General features: G+C 64.5%; 16 protein-coding genes. 9 read left to right on the plus strand and 7 right to left on the minus strand.

Annotated features, from left to right (window positions below):
* Nucleotides 1-2 precede the first annotated feature (2 nt).
* Nucleotides 3-4664, minus strand: a complete 4662-nt coding sequence (locus tag CR152_RS22810; protein WP_157778673.1) for a DUF6861 domain-containing protein — start codon at nucleotides 4662-4664, stop codon at nucleotides 3-5.
* Between the two features lie 240 nt (nucleotides 4665-4904).
* On the opposite strand from CR152_RS22810, the gene CR152_RS22820 reads away from it, so the two are divergent.
* Nucleotides 4905-5639, plus strand: a complete 735-nt coding sequence (locus tag CR152_RS22820; protein WP_208640179.1) for an SMI1/KNR4 family protein — start codon at nucleotides 4905-4907, stop codon at nucleotides 5637-5639.
* On the plus strand, nucleotides 5636-5932 hold the full coding sequence (locus CR152_RS22825; protein ID WP_099878797.1) for a hypothetical protein: 297 nt from the start codon (nucleotides 5636-5638) through the stop codon (nucleotides 5930-5932). The genes CR152_RS22820 and CR152_RS22825 overlap by 4 nt, the downstream gene beginning before the upstream one ends.
* A gap of 81 nt (nucleotides 5933-6013) precedes the next feature.
* On the opposite strand, the gene CR152_RS22830 is transcribed toward CR152_RS22825, so the two are convergent.
* Nucleotides 6014-6538, minus strand: a complete 525-nt coding sequence (locus CR152_RS22830; protein ID WP_099878799.1) for a pyridoxamine 5'-phosphate oxidase family protein — start codon at nucleotides 6536-6538, stop codon at nucleotides 6014-6016.
* A gap of 190 nt (nucleotides 6539-6728) precedes the next feature.
* Here CR152_RS22830 and CR152_RS22835 point away from each other — a divergent pair, with 190 nt between their 5' ends.
* Both CR152_RS22835 and CR152_RS22840 read left to right on the plus strand, forming a co-directional pair.
* Complete coding sequence (locus CR152_RS22835) at nucleotides 6729-7412, plus strand: class I SAM-dependent methyltransferase (RefSeq protein ID WP_099878801.1); 684 nt, start codon at nucleotides 6729-6731, stop codon at nucleotides 7410-7412.
* A gap of 107 nt (nucleotides 7413-7519) precedes the next feature.
* Nucleotides 7520-7822, plus strand: a complete 303-nt coding sequence (locus tag CR152_RS22840; RefSeq protein ID WP_099878803.1) for a putative quinol monooxygenase — start codon at nucleotides 7520-7522, stop codon at nucleotides 7820-7822.
* Nucleotides 7823-7866: 44 nt separating this feature from the next.
* Here the strand turns inward: CR152_RS22840 and CR152_RS22845 are convergent, their stop codons facing one another.
* On the minus strand, nucleotides 7867-9036 hold the full coding sequence (locus tag CR152_RS22845; RefSeq protein ID WP_099878804.1) for an AAA family ATPase: 1170 nt from the start codon (nucleotides 9034-9036) through the stop codon (nucleotides 7867-7869).
* Between the two features lie 182 nt (nucleotides 9037-9218).
* Here CR152_RS22845 and moaA point away from each other — a divergent pair, with 182 nt between their 5' ends.
* The 3 genes from moaA (at nucleotide 9219) to narL (ending at nucleotide 12886) form a co-directional block, all read left to right on the plus strand.
* Nucleotides 9219-10193 (plus strand): GTP 3',8-cyclase MoaA, encoded by a 975-nt coding sequence (moaA, locus tag CR152_RS22850; protein ID WP_099878806.1) that lies wholly within the window; start codon nucleotides 9219-9221, stop codon nucleotides 10191-10193.
* Nucleotides 10194-10257: 64 nt separating this feature from the next.
* Nucleotides 10258-12204 (plus strand): type IV pili methyl-accepting chemotaxis transducer N-terminal domain-containing protein, encoded by a 1947-nt coding sequence (locus CR152_RS22855; RefSeq protein WP_099878808.1) that lies wholly within the window; start codon nucleotides 10258-10260, stop codon nucleotides 12202-12204.
* Nucleotides 12205-12226: 22 nt separating this feature from the next.
* Nucleotides 12227-12886: a two-component system response regulator NarL gene (gene narL, locus CR152_RS22860; RefSeq protein ID WP_099878810.1), complete on the plus strand. Its 660-nt coding sequence runs from the start codon at nucleotides 12227-12229 to the stop codon at nucleotides 12884-12886.
* A gap of 103 nt (nucleotides 12887-12989) precedes the next feature.
* On the opposite strand, the gene CR152_RS22865 is transcribed toward narL, so the two are convergent.
* Nucleotides 12990-13235: a heavy-metal-associated domain-containing protein gene (locus tag CR152_RS22865; protein WP_099878812.1), complete on the minus strand. Its 246-nt coding sequence runs from the start codon at nucleotides 13233-13235 to the stop codon at nucleotides 12990-12992.
* 221 nt (nucleotides 13236-13456) lie between these two features.
* Between CR152_RS22865 and CR152_RS22870 the strand changes: the two genes are divergently transcribed.
* Nucleotides 13457-14656: an NnrS family protein gene (locus CR152_RS22870; RefSeq protein WP_099878814.1), complete on the plus strand. Its 1200-nt coding sequence runs from the start codon at nucleotides 13457-13459 to the stop codon at nucleotides 14654-14656.
* Nucleotides 14657-14709: 53 nt separating this feature from the next.
* Complete coding sequence (locus tag CR152_RS22875) at nucleotides 14710-14955, plus strand: hypothetical protein (RefSeq protein ID WP_099878816.1); 246 nt, start codon at nucleotides 14710-14712, stop codon at nucleotides 14953-14955.
* On the opposite strand, the gene CR152_RS22880 is transcribed toward CR152_RS22875, so the two are convergent.
* The 3 genes from CR152_RS22880 to CR152_RS22890 all read right to left on the minus strand — a co-directional run bounded on the left by CR152_RS22880 (nucleotide 14936) and on the right by CR152_RS22890 (nucleotide 18729).
* Nucleotides 14936-16657, minus strand: a complete 1722-nt coding sequence (locus CR152_RS22880; RefSeq protein ID WP_099878818.1) for a L,D-transpeptidase family protein — start codon at nucleotides 16655-16657, stop codon at nucleotides 14936-14938. The two genes, CR152_RS22875 and CR152_RS22880, sit on opposite strands and share 20 nt — an antisense overlap.
* 263 nt (nucleotides 16658-16920) lie before the next feature.
* Complete coding sequence (locus tag CR152_RS22885) at nucleotides 16921-17487, minus strand: hypothetical protein (protein WP_157778674.1); 567 nt, start codon at nucleotides 17485-17487, stop codon at nucleotides 16921-16923.
* Nucleotides 17488-17553: 66 nt separating this feature from the next.
* Nucleotides 17554-18729 carry a glycerophosphodiester phosphodiesterase gene (locus tag CR152_RS22890; RefSeq protein WP_099878822.1) on the minus strand — a complete coding sequence of 392 codons (1176 nt, stop codon included), beginning with the start codon at nucleotides 18727-18729 and terminating at the stop codon, nucleotides 17554-17556.
* Between the last annotated feature and the right edge of the window lie 5 nt (nucleotides 18730-18734).

Consider the following 18734-nt stretch of genomic DNA (forward strand, 5'->3'; position numbering starts at 1 on the left):
CCTTATTCGACTGGCGTGAAATAGTGGGGGGCGTCCGGTTTATTAGCGATTTGCCTCTCGGTAAACACCCTGAAAACAGGCAGCTCACTCTTCATCCCGCTGAGCACTTCCTTGCCTTCCAGCGTGGTTTGCAGCTCGCGGAAGGTGCCCTTCAATGATTTATCCAGTTTGCTGATATCCTTGAAGAAGACGTTCTTTTTGAACCCTTTGGCCAGTGCATCGCTGACGACAAGGAAATCGACGTCATAGCCTTGCTGCCCGGTATACGGCTTGCCATCTTTCGTGGCCACGAAACCGTCGAATGCGACCCGCTCGCCCTGCGGCCCAAGCTTCGTATCGTTTTTCAAGCCATCGACCAGGCTGCCCCGGAAGCCAACCCGTGCATTCGGATCGAGCGCCAGGATGCGTTGAATCGATGGCTGAACCGCCGCTTCGATTTCGGCGACGATCAGGGCACGCTTCTCGGCGCCATGGGCGACCAATATTTGCTCGAACGACATTCCCGTATGGTCGGCGCCGCATTTCTGGCACGGGGTCAGCCCGAGCGGGTCGACCCATTGGGTCGGATTCGGAGCGTAGGCATGCAGATTGTTGCCGCCCTGCAGACCGATCGGGTCGCACGACACAGAGCGGCCGACATCCGGATCGTAATATCGGAAGCGGTTGTAGTGCAAGCCGGTTTCGATGTCGTGGTATTGGCCCTGGAAACGGATGGCCTGGAACTGGTCCAGGCCGTCCGGCAGCGCTGCCGTTTGTGGCGCGGTCTCTTCCAGTACCGCGCCCCATGCCTTGAACGTGGCGCCCCACGCGAGCTCGCCATCGGGTCCGGTCGCTTCGCGCGGCGTACCGAGGTGGTCGGTATGCAGATAGTGAAGAACGGGCCGGGCCTCGGTGCCCGCATCTGCGCCCGACGGCGTGGCCATGTCGAACTGCGCCACCGGCACGAACGAATCCGGCTCGTAAATGTAGGTGCGGCTGTGGCCTTCGCGCGCTTCGCCCAGCAGGCGGTTGCCGTCCCAGGCGAAGCGGGTGGTGCCGGCCTTGTCGCGCTTGGCGATGCGGCGTCCGAACGGATCGTACGCATACTTCACCGTGTGCACCGCCGGCTGGTCGCCCTGCGCATTGCGCGTGATGACCGCCTTGACCAGCTGATGCGCGCCATTCCACTCGAAGCGCATGCGCGTGTGGCTGCCGACCAGTTTTTCGCTCAGATTGCCGTGCGCGTCGTAGTCGTAGCGCTTGTCTTCGAACACGCGCACGCGGTTGCCTTCGACCCGGCCCACGCCGGCGATGGTGTCATCGAGCAGATTGTGCGCGGGGTCGAACGCGAAGCGCTCGTCCGAGCGCGGCTGCACCGCCGACAGAATGCGTCCGATCACATCGTAGCTGTACGCCGTGCGGCCGTTGCGCTTGTCGTCGATGGCCAGCAGGTTGCCGCTGTCGTCATATTCGTACTGGCGCGCGATGACGGGACCGGCACCTTCGCCCGCGCCGATCTGTCCGGTGACCTGCGACAGCAGCCGCCCCGCGGAGTCGTAGCGGAACTGGCTGGTCAGGGCGCCGTGGGTGCGGCTGACCGGCCGGTGCAGCTGGTCGCGCTCGATGTCGGTGACGACCTCGCCATCGATATTGATCTGGTGCAGATGGCCCGAACCGTAGAACAGGTTGTTGAGCACCCGGCCATCGGGCAGCACGGTCTGGATGCGGTTGCCCATCTCGTCGTAGGCATGGCGCAGCAGCGTGGTGCCGCCGTCGGTATCGGTCTGCTCGGCTACCAGCCGGCCCAGGGCGTCGTACTGGAGCGACACCTGCGCATCGGCATTGGTGGCCTGGGTCATGCGGCCCAGTTCGTCGTATGCGTAGCGCAGGCGCAGCTGTTCGGCGCGCGCTTCGCCGGTCACGCGCGAGATGATCTTGTCAACCAGCTGGCCCGCGCTGTCGCGCACGAAGCTGGTGTCGATGCGGGTGTATTCGGTACGCGCGCCGCTGCCGTGTTCTTCCTTGGCGACCAGTTGCCCGCCGTCGTCGTAGCGGTAGCGCGTCAGGCGCGCGTCGAAGCCGGTTTCCTCGATCAGACGGTCGAGCGGGTCGTAGACGAAGCGGTGCGCGTCGCCGTTTTCGTTGATCAGCTCGGCCATGCGCCGCACGTCGTCGTAACGGTATTCGAGCACGCCGCCGCGCGCATCGATGCGCTTGCGCGGCTTGCCGTCCTCGTCGAGCTCGTAGCTGGTGCGGTTGCCGGCAGCGTCGATGCGCGCGAGCAGGCGGCCCAGCGCGTCGTATTCGTAACGTTCAGTCGTGCCGTCCGCCTGTACTGCGCTCATCAATCGTCCGGCGGCGTCGTACGCATACGAGGTCGCGCCGCCGTTGGCATCGGTCACGCGCAGCAGGCGTCCGTCCACATCGTAGCTGTAGTAGCTGCTCTGGCCCGAGCAATCGGTGTAGCTGATCAGTTGCGCGGCGCGGTTGAACGCCAGCCGCTTGACGCCGCCGGCGGCGTCGACCACCTTCACCGGCAGACCCTGTTCGTCGTACTGGTACGTGGTGCGCTGGCCGAGCGCGTCGGTCACGCTGTGCAGGTTGCCGCGCTCATCGTAGCGCAGCGCGGTCGTGGCGCCGAGCGCATCGGTGATCAGGGCTGGCTTGTCGAACACGTTGTCGTACACGATCCCGGTGCCCTTGCCGCCGCTTTCCACCCGCACCACGCGGCTGCGGCCGTCATAGCGGTAACTGGTGCTCTGGCCGCCCGGATGGACGATGCCGATCAGGTGGCCGTTGCTGTCGAGGCGCCGCGTGGTCTCGCCGCCGATGGCGTCCACCATGCCGGTGAAGCGCCGTTTCTTGTCGAAGCGGTAGTGCTGCTGGCGCCCCAGGTTGTCGGTGACGATGGTTTCGCCGGCAAGGTAGCGGAAATCCCACGACATGCCATTGTTGGTCCAGTTGCGCGTGACCTTGCCGGTCCATTCATATTCATCGTATTCGTAGCGCGATACCAGTCCGCCCGGCTGCGCGTGCTCGACCATGACGTGATTGCTGTAGGCGAACTGACGCACGACCTGGCCCATGCGGTTGCGCACCTCGGACAGGTTGCCCAGTTCATCGTACGCGTAGTGCACCAGCACCTCATTGGTCGCTTCCTCGTAATCGACCGGGTCGCGCTGCACGCTGACGCTGCCCAGCCGCATCTGACCGCGATGCTCGATGAAGTCCAGCACGAACACGCGGCCGGCGCTGTCTTCAATGGATTCGGGCAGTTGCCGCGCGTTCCAGGTGATGGTGTTCTTGTTGCCGTTGGCGTCGACCATGCCGACCAGTACGGCGGTGTCGTACGCTCTTCCGAGCATGGCGAACTGATTGCGCAAACCTTTGTCATCGATCAGCTCGAAAGTGCGTTCTCCGGTGCGCTCCAGGGTGATTTTTTCCGACAGCGAATACAGGGCGTCGCCCACGCGCGGCAGCGAGAAGGTGATTTCGCGATGAAACGCATCCAGCACGACCACCTGGCCGTCGCTGATGTGCAGCGCCTCCGACAACGGCGTGCTCCAGCCCTGGCCAAGCCAGCCAGCCTTGCGCTGGGCCGAGCTGTAGATGCGTTGCCAGACCAGGGGCAGGGCGGCGGGCAGCGCAAAATCGCGCTCGCTGTTGCCCGCCAGGATCTTGCTGCCGGAAATCGGGTTGACCGGATTGGCCACCAGCAGGCACACCGGGCAGGACTCGGCGGCTTCGCCTTCCTTGCGGGGTTTTTCCTTGACCGGCGCCGGGTTGTTCACGGGCTCGCTCGCCTGCTTGCTTGCCGGCGGCGCTGGTTTGACTTTGGCGGCGGCCGCGGCGGCGTTGACATCGGCGGCGGCGCTACGCGGCTGCAGGGCCGGATGGCTGACCAGTTTGTCGCGGTTGGCGCCAACCCAGCTGGAAAACTTGGGTCCCAGCTTGCTGTTGCTCAGATGCTGCAGCAGCATGGTCTGCTTGGCTTGTCCGCGCGACAGATAGAGCGCGATGGCCGACAGGATCGCGATGAACAGCAGCATCTTGCCTTGGGCAAACGCCTCGACCGACTGCTGCATCATGGTGGCGGACTGCGCGCGCGCGTTTTCGGGCAGGCGGCCTGCCTGCCAGGCGAGGGCAAAGCCTTCGATCATCTTGACGGCCATGTCGGGAATGGTCTTGCCGATGTGGATGACCAGTTCGCCCAGACCCATCCAGACCAGGACTTCGGTGCCGAGCTGGGCGCCCAGGGTGGACCCGGCCGCTGCGCCCGGCACCGCGCCGATACCGCCGCCCAGCGCGCCCAGACCGCCACCGATGGCGCCGCCGAGCACGGCGCCACCGCCCACATACAGGGCCACTTCCTTGGCCGCCGCCCACAGGACCACCCACACCTGCGACAGGTCCAGGCCAGCCAGCTGGGCCTTGAGCAATTCCGTGAAACGGTGTTCGGAACGGTCGAGCGCTGTCGAAACAAACATGCCGCAACGCACACTTTCGATCTGCAGCGTGGCGTCGCCTATGCGTTCGAGCGACTCGACCATGTGATTCGACAGGCGCCGCAGGCGCCGGTGCATGTCGCGCCGCGCCTGGTCGCCCGCCATCTCGTAGCTCTGCTGCATTTTTCGCAAGGTACTATTGAAACTGGTCCAACCGTTTGAATCGGAATGATTTGTCATGCGGGCTCGTGCTTGGTCATGGTCGTCGGAAGGCTGAATTCAGTATCTAAAAATCAACATAATCATGCTAGTATATCCAATTTCCAAAAAGATAAGCTTCCTTTTTTTACATGTTACGCGGCTGCTCGAGCCTGTGCAGCGGTCGGAATCGATCTGTTTTTTACACTTGCGGGAGCAACGCGGGATGTCCTTTCACGCACCAGATAGCAAGCCCGGTCGTCTCGGTCATTCGGCATGATCATGAATATCAGCAAGCAAATGATGTGGGATGCGCTGCCGCGCTTCATCCGGGCGTCGGTGTTGGCGGAAACGGCGGCTGAACTCCCGTCCGGCTTGGCGGTGCCGCCGCAATGGGTGGCGATCCTGCAGGCGCAGCAGGCGAGCGGGCGCCTGGAGGCATCCGCCGGCTGGCGCGATTTTTCGGCGCAATTGCCGAACGTGGCGGCCTTTTTCAACAAACAAGCCAGGCCGCTGCTGTTGCTGGCCGATGTGGACCGTGCCGTGTCGCTGCTGTATCCGTTTACCGCTGGCGGCGAGCTGTATGCGTATCGCGGGCATCCGCCGCTGCCGGCCGCGCCTGAACAGTTCCGGGCGCTGTGGCCGCGCATCCCGCAACAGTTCCGCGATTTTTACACCATGGTCCACAACGGCTGGACCTTTTTGTCCGCCAATTCCATGGGGCCGCTGCCTGTCGGGGACTGGGCTTACCTGTCCGATGACCGCTTCGATATCGATGACGAGATGGCCGCCGGCATGCCCGTCGATATCGGCAAGGTCCTGACTGTTTTTCATAACGGCGGTGGCGATTATCTGTGTCTTGATTTTTCGGCGCCTGACGGCATCGCAACGGGATTGATCTGGTGGCATGACGATCCGGGGCATCCCGAAGTGGTCAACTTCTGGGCGGCGCTCGATGCCTGGATCGGCGTTTTCTTTGAGGATGTCGACAGCGTTCAGGCCGGAGTGCCCGCTTGATACAGACCCGTGCGGAGCGCGACCTCGGACGCGTCCAGTCCTTGCGCCTCGTTCTCTACCGCATCTTGTTCACGCATGACGTCACCGATTTTGCCGGGCTGGCGCAAACCCAGGCAAGCCTGATCAGGGCCGATCACGACGATGAGACGCTCGAACGGATAGCGGCAGCGCTGACGTGGGCGACCACTCGCCCCAACTTCGATTACAAATCGCTGCTCCCGCACATGCCGCACTCCAGTGCGCGACTCTATGACTATCTATGCAAACTGGCGCGGGCGATGGGCGTGGCATGAGCTGCCGTTTAATCTGACTGGAGAACGGCCGCCGCCAGCGTCCCGCCAACCGCGGTCCGTCGCCGGCTGCGCGGTGCGGCCTTATACGGTGATATTGCCTTCGATCGAGTCGTCGAGGGTTTTGCCGATCACGGCGCCTACCAGCATCTTCACGCCCGCGACGGCCTTGCCGTGCTTGTTATCCCAGTAGTAGCCCTGGCCCGGCGTGACTTTAATGGCCGTGATGCGCGGATCGTCTTCGCCTTCGGTGAACCAGGTTTTCAGGATGAAGGTCCACAGTTCCTTGATCTTGGCCTTGTCGCGCGTGATGGTGGCCGCGCCGTCGAGGACGAGGAATTCGGAATTGGTCGAGCCCTGGAAATACAGCTTCACGGCCGGATCGGCGGCGATCTCCTCATTCTTGTGGCTGTCGTCGGCGCTGAGGAACCACAGGTTGCCCTGTTCATCCACCTGGCGCACGCTCATCGGCCTTGCACTGCCCTCATGCCGGGTACAGAAGAAGCAGGTTTCCGCGCTGTCGACCAACTCGTTCAGTTTCTCGAGCGCTTCGCTGCCGCCCAAATCCTTGTAATTATCTTCCGGCTGGTTCTTGTTAACCGAGTCCATGTCGTCTCCGCTTTCAGTGTCAATACGTGCGATGCGCTTCGGTAGCGAAGCAGGCAGACTTCATGGTACGTAACAACGGCGGGGCGGTATGTGGCGCACCTAACCTATAGGGCGGCACGGCGCGCGGCGATTGACACGGTAAAATCGCCGTGCGCACCCATCCTTCACTCCGAGCCGGACACGTCCCATCATGAAACCATTGAGCGACCAGAAAATCATCGATTCCTGGATGAAGAACAGCGATCCATGGACCGACGCCGTGCGCAGCGGCGCCATCGCCAGCCGCATGCTCGTTACCAACCAGGCGATCGTCGACGCCGTGCGCAGCCGCGCGCCGGCCAGCGGTATCGATATCGGCTGTGGCGAAGGCTGGCTGGTGCGCGCGCTCGACGGGGTCGCCATGGTCGGCGTCGATGTCGTTCCCGCGCTGATCGGGCAGGCGCGCGCGGCGGGCGAGGGCGATTTTCGGGTGCTCTCGTACGAAGAGATCGGCGCAGGCAAACTCTCCATGGCTGCCGATGTCGCGGTCTGCAACTTCTCGCTGCTGGGAAAGGAATCGGTGGAAGGCGTGTTCCGCGCAGCCCATTCGTTCCTGGCCGCCGGCGGCGCGCTGATCGTCCAGACGATGCATCCGGCCGCGGCCTGCGCCGCAGGCGACTACCGCGACGGCTGGCGCGCCGGCAGCTGGGCCGGCTTCGGCAATGCGTTTTCCGATCCCGCGCCCTGGTACTTTCGTACGCTCGCAAGCTGGCTCGGCCTGTTCAGGGATGGCGGCCTGCGCCTGGTCGACCTGCGCGAACCGGCACATCCGGAAACAGGCACGCCCTTGTCGCTGATCATGATCGGCGAAATGGAGCGCCTGCCAGCGGCATAGCAGCAGGGCGGTTATAATTCTGAAAAGATTGTTGAAGTTTCAATTTTGCATGCGCATCGGGAAAACCGCCGCAATCTTTCCTTTCTCAACGTACGCCTGGAGCACACATGCTGGTTTTTTCCGTAACACTCACCGCCAAACCGGACGCCGCCCCGGCCCTGATCGAACTCGCCGCCATGCTGGCGCCGCTCTCGCGCGCTGAGCCCGGCTGCATTCGCTACGACTTCCTTCAATCGCCGCATACCCCGAACAAGTTCGTCTTTTTCGAGCTGTGGAAGAGCCGGGCCGATCTGGATGCACACTTCCAGACGTCGCATTTCAAGACCCTCGCCGAGCAGTTGCCTGCGCTGATCGACGGCGAACCCGAAGCCGCGAGCTATGAAACCGAGGGGCCAAAACCTGGCTTCTGATCGCAGGCAGGAACCGGCGCGTCCGCCATCGGCGCGCCTCGGCATCAACCCGTAGTCCAGTGCCATGCCGGTTTTTCCAGCTCGCGCATGCCCACCACCCGGGTCGCGCCACACTCCTTTTCCAGACAGATCGACTGATAGCCACGCTGGTTTTCCAGTGAGTCGATCAGCCGGCGGGCATGCGACACCGCAATGATCTGCGAATGGCGTGCCGCCTTGCCCATCAGACGTCCGAGCGGCGCCAGCAGATCGGGGTGCAAGCTCGTTTCCGGTTCGTTCAGCACCAGCAGTTCGGGCGGGCGTGGCGTGAGCAGGGCGGCGATCCACAGCAGGTAGCGCAAGGTGCCGTCCGACAGCTCGCTGGTACGCATCGGGCGCAGCAGGCCGTGCTGCTGCATGTGCAGCTCGAAGCGTCCGTCGTTGACGCTCACCTCCAGCGACGCGCCGGGGAAGGCGTCGTCCACCGCTTCGTCCAGCGCATCCGGATCGCCGATCTCGATGATGGTCTGGATCGCCGCGGCCAGGTCGTGGCCATCGTTGCTCAGCACCGGCGTGTGCGTGCCGATCTGCGAACGCCGGGCCGGCGCGTCGGCATCGGTGCGGAAGTGGTCGTAAAAGCGCCACGAGCGCACCTGCTCGCGCAACTGCAGCATTTCCACGCCGTCGCGCATGTCGCCGAGCTGGGTCAGCATGCTGTCGAAGGTGGCCAGGCCCGCGGTCAGCACGCGCCACTCGCCGGCGCTATCCTTGAACTTGACCATCGCCCCGCTGCGATCGGAAAACTGGGCGCCGCGCCGCAAAAAAGGGCCGGTCCAGATGCACTCGCGCTTGATATGCGGATCGAGCATGAAAGCGCTGGGCATGTCCGACTTGAGCGGCAGGCCGAGGTCGATCAGGTAGCCGCAGCTGTCGCTGGCGAAACCGAGCCGCAGATTGATCGATTGCGTGCGTCGCGTTCCCTGCACGTCGTGCCGTCCCGCCAGCATTGCCCGGGAAATATCCTCCGGCCCTGCCCACAAGGTCGATTGCAGGCCGCCCTCGCGCGCCAGCGCGGGAATCAGCCCGCCTTGCGCCGTCTCGGCCAGCAGGCGCAGCGCGCGGTACACGCTCGACTTGCCGCTGCCGTTCGCCCCGGTAATCACGTTCAGTTGCTGGAGGGGAATTATCAGGTCGCGCAGCGAGCGGTAATTGGCAATGGCAAGTGTGGTCAGCATGGATAAACAGACAGGTTGGAATGACGATGTCAAATTGTTACACAGGATGCGCAGCGCGCTGTGTCAGATACGGCGCGGCATCTAGTTCTTTATGACTAGTCCAGCTAGCCCGTCATGGGCACATTCAAATCCACCCCATCCCGCTACAATCAGTCTGTCATCAATCTTCAGGGAGTAGGGCCATGCTGCGTGACCGGTACGGGCGATCGATCGAATACCTGCGCCTGTCGGTGACGGACCGCTGCGACCTGCGCTGCAGCTATTGCATCCCCAAAGGCTTCAAGGGCTTCGAGGAACCGCAGCACTGGCTCACCTTCGACGAAATCGAGCGCCTGGTGGCGGCCTTTTCCCGTCTCGGCACGCGCCGGCTGCGCCTGACCGGCGGCGAGCCGCTGCTGCGCCGCAACCTGGCCGAACTGGCAGGGCGACTGTCCAGCCTGCCAGGCATCGACGACCTGTCGCTCTCGACCAACGCCACCCGCCTCGTGCACCACGCCGCCGAACTGCGCGCGGCGGGCGTTTCGCGCATCAACGTCAGCCTCGATTCGCTCGACCGCGCCTGCATGCAGCAGATCACCGGGCGCGACAGCCTCGGCATGATCCTCGATGGCATCATGGCCGGCAAGGCGGCCGGTTTCGATCCGATCAAGATCAATATGGTGGCCCTGCGCGGCGTCAACGAGCACCAGATCGACGCCATGGTCGCCTTTTGCATCGAGCACCAGTTCGTGCTGCGCCTGATCGAAGCGATGCCCATGGGCGCTACCGGGCGCGACGCCACCTGGCTCGATCTTGGCCCGATCGAACGCCACCTGCGCCGCCATTTCGGCCTGATCCACCAGCCGGCCACGCTCGGCGGCGGTCCGGCGCGTTACCTGGCCACGCCGGACGGACGTACCAGCGTCGGCTTCATCACCCCGATGTCCCAGCATTTCTGCGCCGATTGCAACCGCGTGCGCCTGTCGGTCGACGGCACCCTTTACCTGTGCCTCGGCCAGGAAGACAAGGTCGAGATGCGGCCCTTGCTGCGCGGCGGCGCCAGCGATGCCGAGCTGGAGCAGGCGATCCGCGCCGCCATCGAACTCAAGCCCGAAAAACACGAATTTCGCGAGCAACCCGGCAAAATCATCCGCTTCATGTCGCAGACCGGCGGATGAGCGCCATTCCGGCGGGAACGTTTTGCACTGCAGCAGCGTATCATGGCGTCAGCAAGGAGTACCCATGACCCTCGACACCCTTATTCCCTCCCGCCACAAGCTCTCGACCAAGATCGTCGGCGCGCTGGTGGGTTTCCTCGCACTGGCCCTGTGCGCCATCGGCGTGACGCTGTACCTGTCCTGGCAGCTCGAAGGCAGCGCCGCCGCCATCAACGATACCGGCAGCCTGCGCATGAGCAGCTACCGGCTAGCAATCCTGTTGTCGCAAACGGGTGAGGGCGACGCCGCGAACGATGCGCCGCGCCAGGCCAGCGCGGGCCAGCAGATGGCGCAGATCGACGCCACCCTGGCCCAGTTGCGCCTGGGCGACCCGCAGCGACCCCTGTTCCTGCCGCCCACCGGCGCCATCCTCGGCGAATTCGAGCGCATCAACACCGACTGGCAGCGCGAACTGCGTCCCGCGGCCCGGGCGCTGGCGGCCGGACAGGGCGTCGGCGACGGCGCCCTGCAACGCTACCTGGCGCGTACCGACCGCTTCGCCGGCCGGGTCAACGCGCTGGTCCAGCTGATCGAGCGCGACAGCGAAACCCGCACTTTCTGGCTGCGCGCTTCCCAGCTGGCCTTGCTGGCCCTGGCCCTGGTCGGAACCGTCAGCCTGATCTATCTCATGTTCAGCCTGATCATCGAACCTGTCACGCGCCTGCACGAAGGCCTGCACCGCATGAAAGACAAGGATTTCGAAGTGCGCCTCGCGGTCGACAGCGTCGACGAATTCGGCCAGCTGGCGCAGGGATTCAACCAGATGGCCGACCGCCTGCAGGCGCTGTACGGCAATCTGGCCGACCTGGTGCAGACCAAGACGGCCGCGCTGGAACACCAGAACCGCGAATTGGCCCTGCTGTACGACAGTGCCGCCTTCCTGCAGCGTCCGCAGCCGGTGGAGCCGCTTTGCCAGGGGTTCTTGCAGCGCATCAGCGACTATTTCCATGCCGATGGCGGCTCGGTGCGCGTGCTCGATACCGGCCGCGACAACCTGCACATGGTGGTGCACCACGGGCTGTCGCCGCGCCTGGTCGAGCGCGAACACTGCATGAAGGTCGGCGACTGCCTGTGCGGCGAAGCGGTCCAGAAAAAAGTGACGGTGATCCACGACTTGCGCAAGCTCGACAAGGGCTACGAACTCGAATGCCACCGCGAAGGCTTCGCCACCGTCTCGGTGTTCCATATTTATGCGCACCAGCAGCACCTGGGCTTTTTCAACCTGCATTTCCGTTCGGCCCGCGTGCTCGATGCGCGCGAACAGGGCTTGCTCGAAACGCTGGGCCAGCTGCTCGGCACGGCCATCGAAAACCTGCGCCTGGGCGCGCGCGAACGCGAAATGGCGGTGTCCGAAGAGCGCAACCTCGTGGCCCAGGGGCTGCACGACAGCATTGCCCAGGGCCTCAACTTCCTCAACCTGCAAGTGCAGATGCTGGAGCAGTCCGTCGGCGATGGCAAGCTCGGCGACGTCGAAGAAATCGTGCCGGCCCTGCGCGCCGGCGTGCAGGAAAGTTACGAGGATGTGCGCGAGCTGCTGCACAACTTCCGCAGCCGTCTGGTCGAGGGCAACCTGGTCGGCGCGCTGGAAACAGCGGTCGACAAATTCCGCCGCCAGACCGGCATCGCCGCCGAGCTGGTGGCCGACGTGGACGGCGCTCCGTTCCCGCGCGAGCAGCAGCTGCAACTGCTGTTCATCGTGCAGGAAGCGCTGTCGAACGTGCGCAAGCACGCGGGAGCCAGCCGGGTGCTGGTGCGCCTCGAAGACAAGCACGATTTTTTACTCAGCATCGAAGACAATGGCGTCGGCTTCGATCCGGCGCTGGTCGAAGGCCGCGGCGACAGCCACGTCGGCATTCACATCATGCGCGAGCGCGCCCAGCGCATCGAGGCCACGCTGGCCGTTACGTCCAGCCCCGGCGCGGGCTCCACGATCGCCTTGACCTTGCCGCAGGAACGCCGCCGCGCCGCCTGATACTAATATAGATAGAGGAATCATGGACACCACGAATGAACCGATCCGCGTGCTGCTGGTCGACGACCACAGCCTGTTTCGCAGCGGCATACGCTCGCTCCTGCAGCGCCACGCCGAGTTTGCCGTCGTCGGCGAGGCGGCCGACGGCGTCGAAGGCATCAAGCGCGCCCGCCAGCTGCAGCCCGACGTGGTGCTGCTGGACCTGAACATGCCCGGCATGTCCGGCGTCGAAACGCTGCAGCTGATGCGGCAGGATTGCCCGGATACGGCCATCGTCATGCTGACCGTGTCGGAAGAGTCGCACGACCTGGCCACGGCGCTGCGCGCGGGCGCCAGCGGTTACCTGATCAAGAACATCGACACCGATTACCTGCTGCGCGCAATCCGCCGCGCGGCCGCCGGAGAAACCGTGGTGGCAGAAGCCATGACCGGCAAGCTGGTGGCGCAGTTGCAGGCTGGCGGCCCGGGCGACGCTCCCGCGTCCGAGCTCGACAAGCTGACCCCGCGCGAGAAGGAAATACTCGAGAGTCTGGCGCGTGGCGAAAGCAACAAATGCATCGCCCGCAACCTGGACCTGGCCGAAAGCACGGTCAAGATCCACGTCCAGAACGTGCTCAAGAAGCTGAAACTGGCCAGCCGCGTACAGGCTGCCGTGTTCGCCGTCGAGCACCGCCTCAAATAGCGTCGGGAACGCCGATCTGATCGGCAATATGGGCGGCACGGCTGGTGCCGCTCGCGCCGCAGAGCGCGCCGGCCGGATGCCGAATGCGCGCCCCGTCTGCGGCTCAGCCGCCGCAGCCGCCACAGCAACCGCCGCTTGCCGGCGGCGCCACCGTGAAGCCGGCGGCGGCCACGGCGAAGCGCAACTGCTCGGCCGAGGCGCGCGCCCCGTCGAAGCCGACCCGCGCGCTGCCGGTGGCCAGGGTCAGGTGCACGGTCTCGACGCCGGCGACGGCTTCGAGCGCCTGGGCGACGGCCAGCGCGGCGCTCTGGTTCTGCATGGCGGGAATGGTGAGTAGGGCGGTTTGCATACGTTCTCCGATGATTGACGTGGTTGATGCAAACAGCGTAAAGCGCCGCACCGCCACACGTCCAGAAGCCCGTGCGATTTGTTCGAAAAGCATAATCTGCATCAAGAATGGCGCATGTCTCCGGCATAGAACGCGATCTCCCGTCAAAACGCGCGCGATAGTCGTTGCCCGGGCCGGCGCCTTAAAGTAGTATATGGAATGTATCTTTAACGGGTGATGACATGAGTCTGCTGACAATCGACGAACCGGCCGCGCCGGTCCACCATGCGCCATGGAGCGCGCAACACCCGGTGTGGGCGCTCGGCTTTCGGCCTTTCTACATCCTGACGGCGGCGTTCGCGGCGCTGGCGGTGCCCTTGTGGCTGGCGCAATATCTCGGCTGGCTCACGTGGCCGCACGGCGGCCTGGGCTGGCATGCGCACGAAATGGTGTACGGCATGGCGATTGCCGTCATCATCGGTTTCCTGTTCACGGCCGGGCGCAACTGGACCAGTCTGCCGACCCCGCACGGCGCCCACCTCGCGGCCCTCGCAGGCGTGTGGCTGGCCGGCCGTGGCGCCATGCTGTGCGCGCCGCCGCTGGCCGCCGCCGTGGTCGACCTGCTGTTCCTGCCGCTGGCCGCCTGGCCCCTGTACCGCGTGCTGAAACAGTCGGGCAACAAGCGCAACCTGTTCCTGGTCGCTTTGCTCGGTTTGCTAACCGTGGCCAATGCGCTGTTTCATGCCGCCACGCTGGCCTGGATCGCACTGTCGCCGCTCACGCCGGTGCATGCGGCAATCCTGGTGATCGTCATCATCGAAGCGGTGATTGGCGGGCGCGTCATTCCCATGTTCACCACCAATGGGGCGCCCGGCAGCAAGCCCGTGGTGCGCCCGCGTTACGACCGCATCGCACTGGGCCTGACGGCCGGCGCCAGCATCGCCTGGGTGTTGGCGCTGCCCGGTGCGCTCACGGCCGCGCTGATGATGTCGGCCGCCTGCGCCATGCTGCTGCGCCTGGCGGGCTGGCAGCCGCAGCGTACGCTGCATGTGCCGCTGCTGTGGATTTTGCACCTGGGTTACGCCTGGATCGCGTTGGGATTCGGCTTGCTGTCGCTGGCCGCGCTGGGCATCGGTACGGCCAGCGCAGGTTTTCACGCGCTGGCGGTCGGGTCGATGGCCGGGCTGATTATCGGCATGATGACCCGCACCACGCTTGGCCACACGGGCAGGGTGCTCAAGGCGGGGCGCTACGAGCCGGTCATGTATTTCCTGATCCAGGCCGGCGCCGTGCTGCGCTTGCTGGCGCAGTTCGTTCCCGCTGCGTGGCGCAATGGCGCGCTGCTGGCGTCGGGTGTGTGCTGGAGCCTGTCGTTCGTGCTGTTTTTGCTGGTCTACACGCCGTATCTGTGGCGTGCCCGCATCGATGGTCGCGAGGGCTGAGGCGAAATGGTAGGATGTGCGTCCGTTCCACCAATTGAAGTGATCAAGAAAAAATGACGACCGTATTTGCCATGCCCGTGTTCGATGCCACGGTAATTTTTGAAGGAAATGAACTGTTCAAGGGAAAAGGTTCGGCCAGCATGTGGGCCGAAAAACTCGCCGCCGAGATTGGCGGCGAGGTAGGCGTGCAGAAAATCGGCACCGGCTGGGTGTTAACCGGCCGCGTCGATGGCGACGACTGCCTGTGGGGCATCCACGGGCAGCGCCTCAAGCGTGTTGTCAGTGCGCCTGCGCAATAGCATCGCTACGCACTTTTAACGCTTTTTCCAGCGCCGGATCGCGTTTGTAGACGTCTTCCGGAAACAGGGCCAGCCCTTCGCGGTCGGTCACGGCCGTGGAGTAGAACAGCACGACCGGAATCGGCTTTTTCAGGCTGACGGTTTTCATCGGCGCCGGTTTCATCAGCGTTTCGATGGTCTCCGGGGTCATTTGCGGCTGGTCGCCGAACACGAACTTGGCCAGGCCGATCGGGTTTTCGACCCGGATGCAACCGTGGCTCAGGTCGCGCCGGCCGCGCTTGAACAAACTCTGCGCCGAGGTCGAGTGCAGATAGATATTGTCCGTGTTCGGCATCGCAAACTTCACCGCCCCCAGCGCATTGCGCGGACCGGGGCGCTGGCGCACCCGGTACTGGCCGGCGCGCAGGCCGTCCAGCGTCTCCGCATCGACCACCGACACCGGGGCGCCACCGCCGAGCGGCACCAGTTCCATCTCATTCTTGCTCAGGTAGCCATGATCGCGCGCCAGCTTGGGAATGATCTCGCCTTTTTCTATACTGCGCGGCACGTTCCAGTACGGATTGAATTCCACGTACCGCATCGAGCCGACGAACAGCGGCGTCGGCGTCTTGAGGGCCGCGCCGACGATCACGCGCATTTCGATCAGCGGGTTCTTGGCGCCGGGGCCCAGTTCCAGCGCCCACAGGCGGAACGAGGGCAGGTTGACGGCGATCAGGCGGCCGTCAGGAAAATCGGGCAGCCAGCGCAGGCGCTCCAGGCCCAGTTCGAGCTGGCGCACGCGGCGCGCCAGCGGCACGTTCAGCGCCGACAGCGTGCCGGCCCCGATCACGCCATCGTCATTGAGCGCATGGCGCGACTGGAAATGCTTGACGCCTTCGGCCAGGGCGGCTGTGTAGATGCCGGCGCTGGCGGGCGGCTCGGCCGGGGCGGTGGCGCTCAGGTCGCCCAGCTGGATCAGGCGCGCTCGCAGGATGGCCGCGCCCGGGTATGGCGCGCCCGGATCGAGCTTTTTGACGCCTTCCGGCAGCGGCGGCAGCGCCGTGAATGGCTGCTCGGCCAGTTTGCGATAGGTCGCCAGGGTTGCCATCACGCGCCGGTAGAGAGGGATGCGCGGCTCGGAGGCGGCCACGGCCTGATCCAGGCGCTGGCTCAGCAATGCCAAGCGCAGCTGGTCGACCGGGTCGGTCTTGGTCAGGCGCGGGTCGGGCAGGGTGGTGTGGTACTCGGAACGCACGCGCCCGACGCGCAGGTCGGCCAGATAGTGCAGCATGGCTTGCGTCATGGCGGCGTCGAAACGGGCGCTGGTGCGCGAGGCCGGATCGGCCAGCTGGCGCGCCAGCCCGTCGGCGTTGTATTCGGCAGGCGAGAGACCATGCAGCGATGCATTTTGCAGCAGGGCGATGGCGGCGCCGGCCTGTTTATAGCCGCGGTCCTGCCACGCTGGCGCATAGGCGCGCGCCACGTAAAAGCGGGCCAGCCAGTCGCGTTCGTCATAGGGGCGCGGGGTGCGCGTGGTCACCGCCGCCGCAGTGATCGCCAGCGTGCGCAGTTCGGCCGCCATGCCCGTCAACGCCGGCTGGGCGACGGCTGCAACAGGGGCCACGGGCGCCGGGGCAGCCGCGCTGGCGCCGCCGGAGGGAAGCCAGACCACCAATGCCATGGCGATTGCGCTAAGGCGGAAGCTTCGTTTGCCGACGATCATTTAAGTTTCCAGACAGTAAAAATCTGACCATCTTAATCGAAGCTGCATCCGGTGAGATAACTGTTGCCGGAAAAGTTATAAAAAAGGTAGCGTCAGCGCAACAATCGGGTTGGGATCGCGGGATGGGACGGGCTGGTATCGACGACAGGATGCGACGCTTTTTCGCGTTGCGCAAAGGCGCGGGAGCGGTCCGGCACCGCTGCTTCGTTCAAGCATCATTAACGGCGCCGGAGTGTTATCAAGAAGCTACTATTTTTATGGGCTCAGGGAGCGCATAAAAATGGTCTTGGCTGTGCGACAGTCTGGGTCTCGGCAAGCGTTATCTCGTCCTTGAGGTCCGGCAGGGCCTGTTTGCGAGCCTGTTCGAACGTCTTGAGGTCGCGCCGCAGTTCCATGCGCTTCTCGCGGTTGTAAATGAAGTCGCCGAGATAGACGGTGTGTCCCGCCGGAGCGATGAAGGCCGTCGCCTTCCCGGGCGGGGCGTCATTGATCCGGCCGTAGGCGTAGCTGCCGGCCGGAACGTCGAACGCCACATACTGCACCTGCCCCGGCGCCGATAGAATACTTGCCTCGGTCCGGTTATAAAACAGGCAGCCGCCGGTGATGGCCTGGTCCGCCAGGCTGTATTGCTCGAGATGAACGGACAGCCCCTGGGCCTCCCGGTTACCCTCCACGCCGATGCCGTAGACCACGACGGCGCGCCAGAAGTTGGGCGCCCCCCCGGTCGGCAGGGCGCGAGTGCTATTCATCAGGCAGCCGCTGAGCAGCACGCACGCCGCGAGCGGCGACAACAGGTATCGAAAAGAGGGCATCGGGTCCTTGAAGGGCACGGGACGATGCGGCGGACGTGCCGCTCGCTCCCGGTGCGCATTAGACCATAGCGGCGGCGTCAGGGTCTAGTAGCCGATCTCCCGGAAATAATCGGCGCGCGCGGCCAGGGCAGTATCGGCGAAGTCCGAGAACACGCCATCGACGCCAAGCGCGTAGAACTGCTTGTATTCGAGCTTGGGATCGCCCTTGTAGTCGAGCGGCAGGCGGCGTTTTTCGTTACGGAAGGTGTAGGGATGGACCAGCAGGCCGGCTTTGTGGGCGTCGGCCACCAGGGTGGTCGGGGCGGTGGTGGTGGTATCGGCTTCGTTGAGCTTGCCGTCGTTATTGGCGTCGACCAGCTTGCCGTCGGCGCCGGTGGTGCCTTTGGTACTGACGATATAGCGCTTCCATGGGCCGATGGCGTCGGCGTAGGTCTTGATCTCGGCCAGGCCGGCCGGCGTGACCATGGCGCTGAACAGGCGCTTGTCGCCCGCCGCCGCCCAGTCGTAGGGACGGTCGTAGGGGGCGGCGTAGGTGAGGGCGCCGGTTTTCAGGTCGACGTCGTCGGCGTCGATCAATTGCACCATGCGCACGGTCGAGCCCTTGCCGCGCATGTACTTCAGGCTGCCTGGCTCGAACGATTGCACGAATACCGGCGCGGTGCTGGTGTTCCAGCCGGCGGCGCTGAGCAGGGCCAGCAGCTTGTCTTCCAGCGGCAAGCCGGTCTGGCGGTGGAAGGTCGGGTTCTTGGTTTCCGGATACATGATGATGTTGCGGCCGCTTTTCTTGATCATGTCGACGATTTCCTGGATCGTCGCGATCTTGTAGCGGCCATTGAATTGCTGCGGGCGCTCGGCGTCGGTGGAGATGCCGCCCAGGGTCTTGATCTCGGCCAGGGTGAAGTCGCCGGCGAACCAGCCTTCCTCGACCAGGCCATCGACGTTCATCTTGCGCTTGCGGCTGGCAAACTCCGGGTGCGAGGCGACGTCGGTGCTGTAGACCAGGTTGGGATCGTGGCGGGCGATCAGGACGCCGTCCTTGGTCGACACCACGTCAGGTTCGATGGCATCGGCGCCTTGCTCGATGGCCATGGCGTAGCCTTCCACGGTTTCCTCCGGCAGGTAGCCGCTGGCGCCGCGGTGCGCTACCACCAGCGGTGCCTTGCCGTCGAGGGTGTTGAGGACGACCGGATCGTCGCCACCGCACGCGGCCAGTGCCATGGTGGTCGCGCACATGACTGCCAGATTTCGTTTCATTGCCATTGCTG

Origin of the sequence: Massilia violaceinigra (assembly GCF_002752675.1) — a bacterium.
Taxonomy (GTDB): domain Bacteria; phylum Pseudomonadota; class Gammaproteobacteria; order Burkholderiales; family Burkholderiaceae_D; genus Telluria_A; species Telluria_A violaceinigra.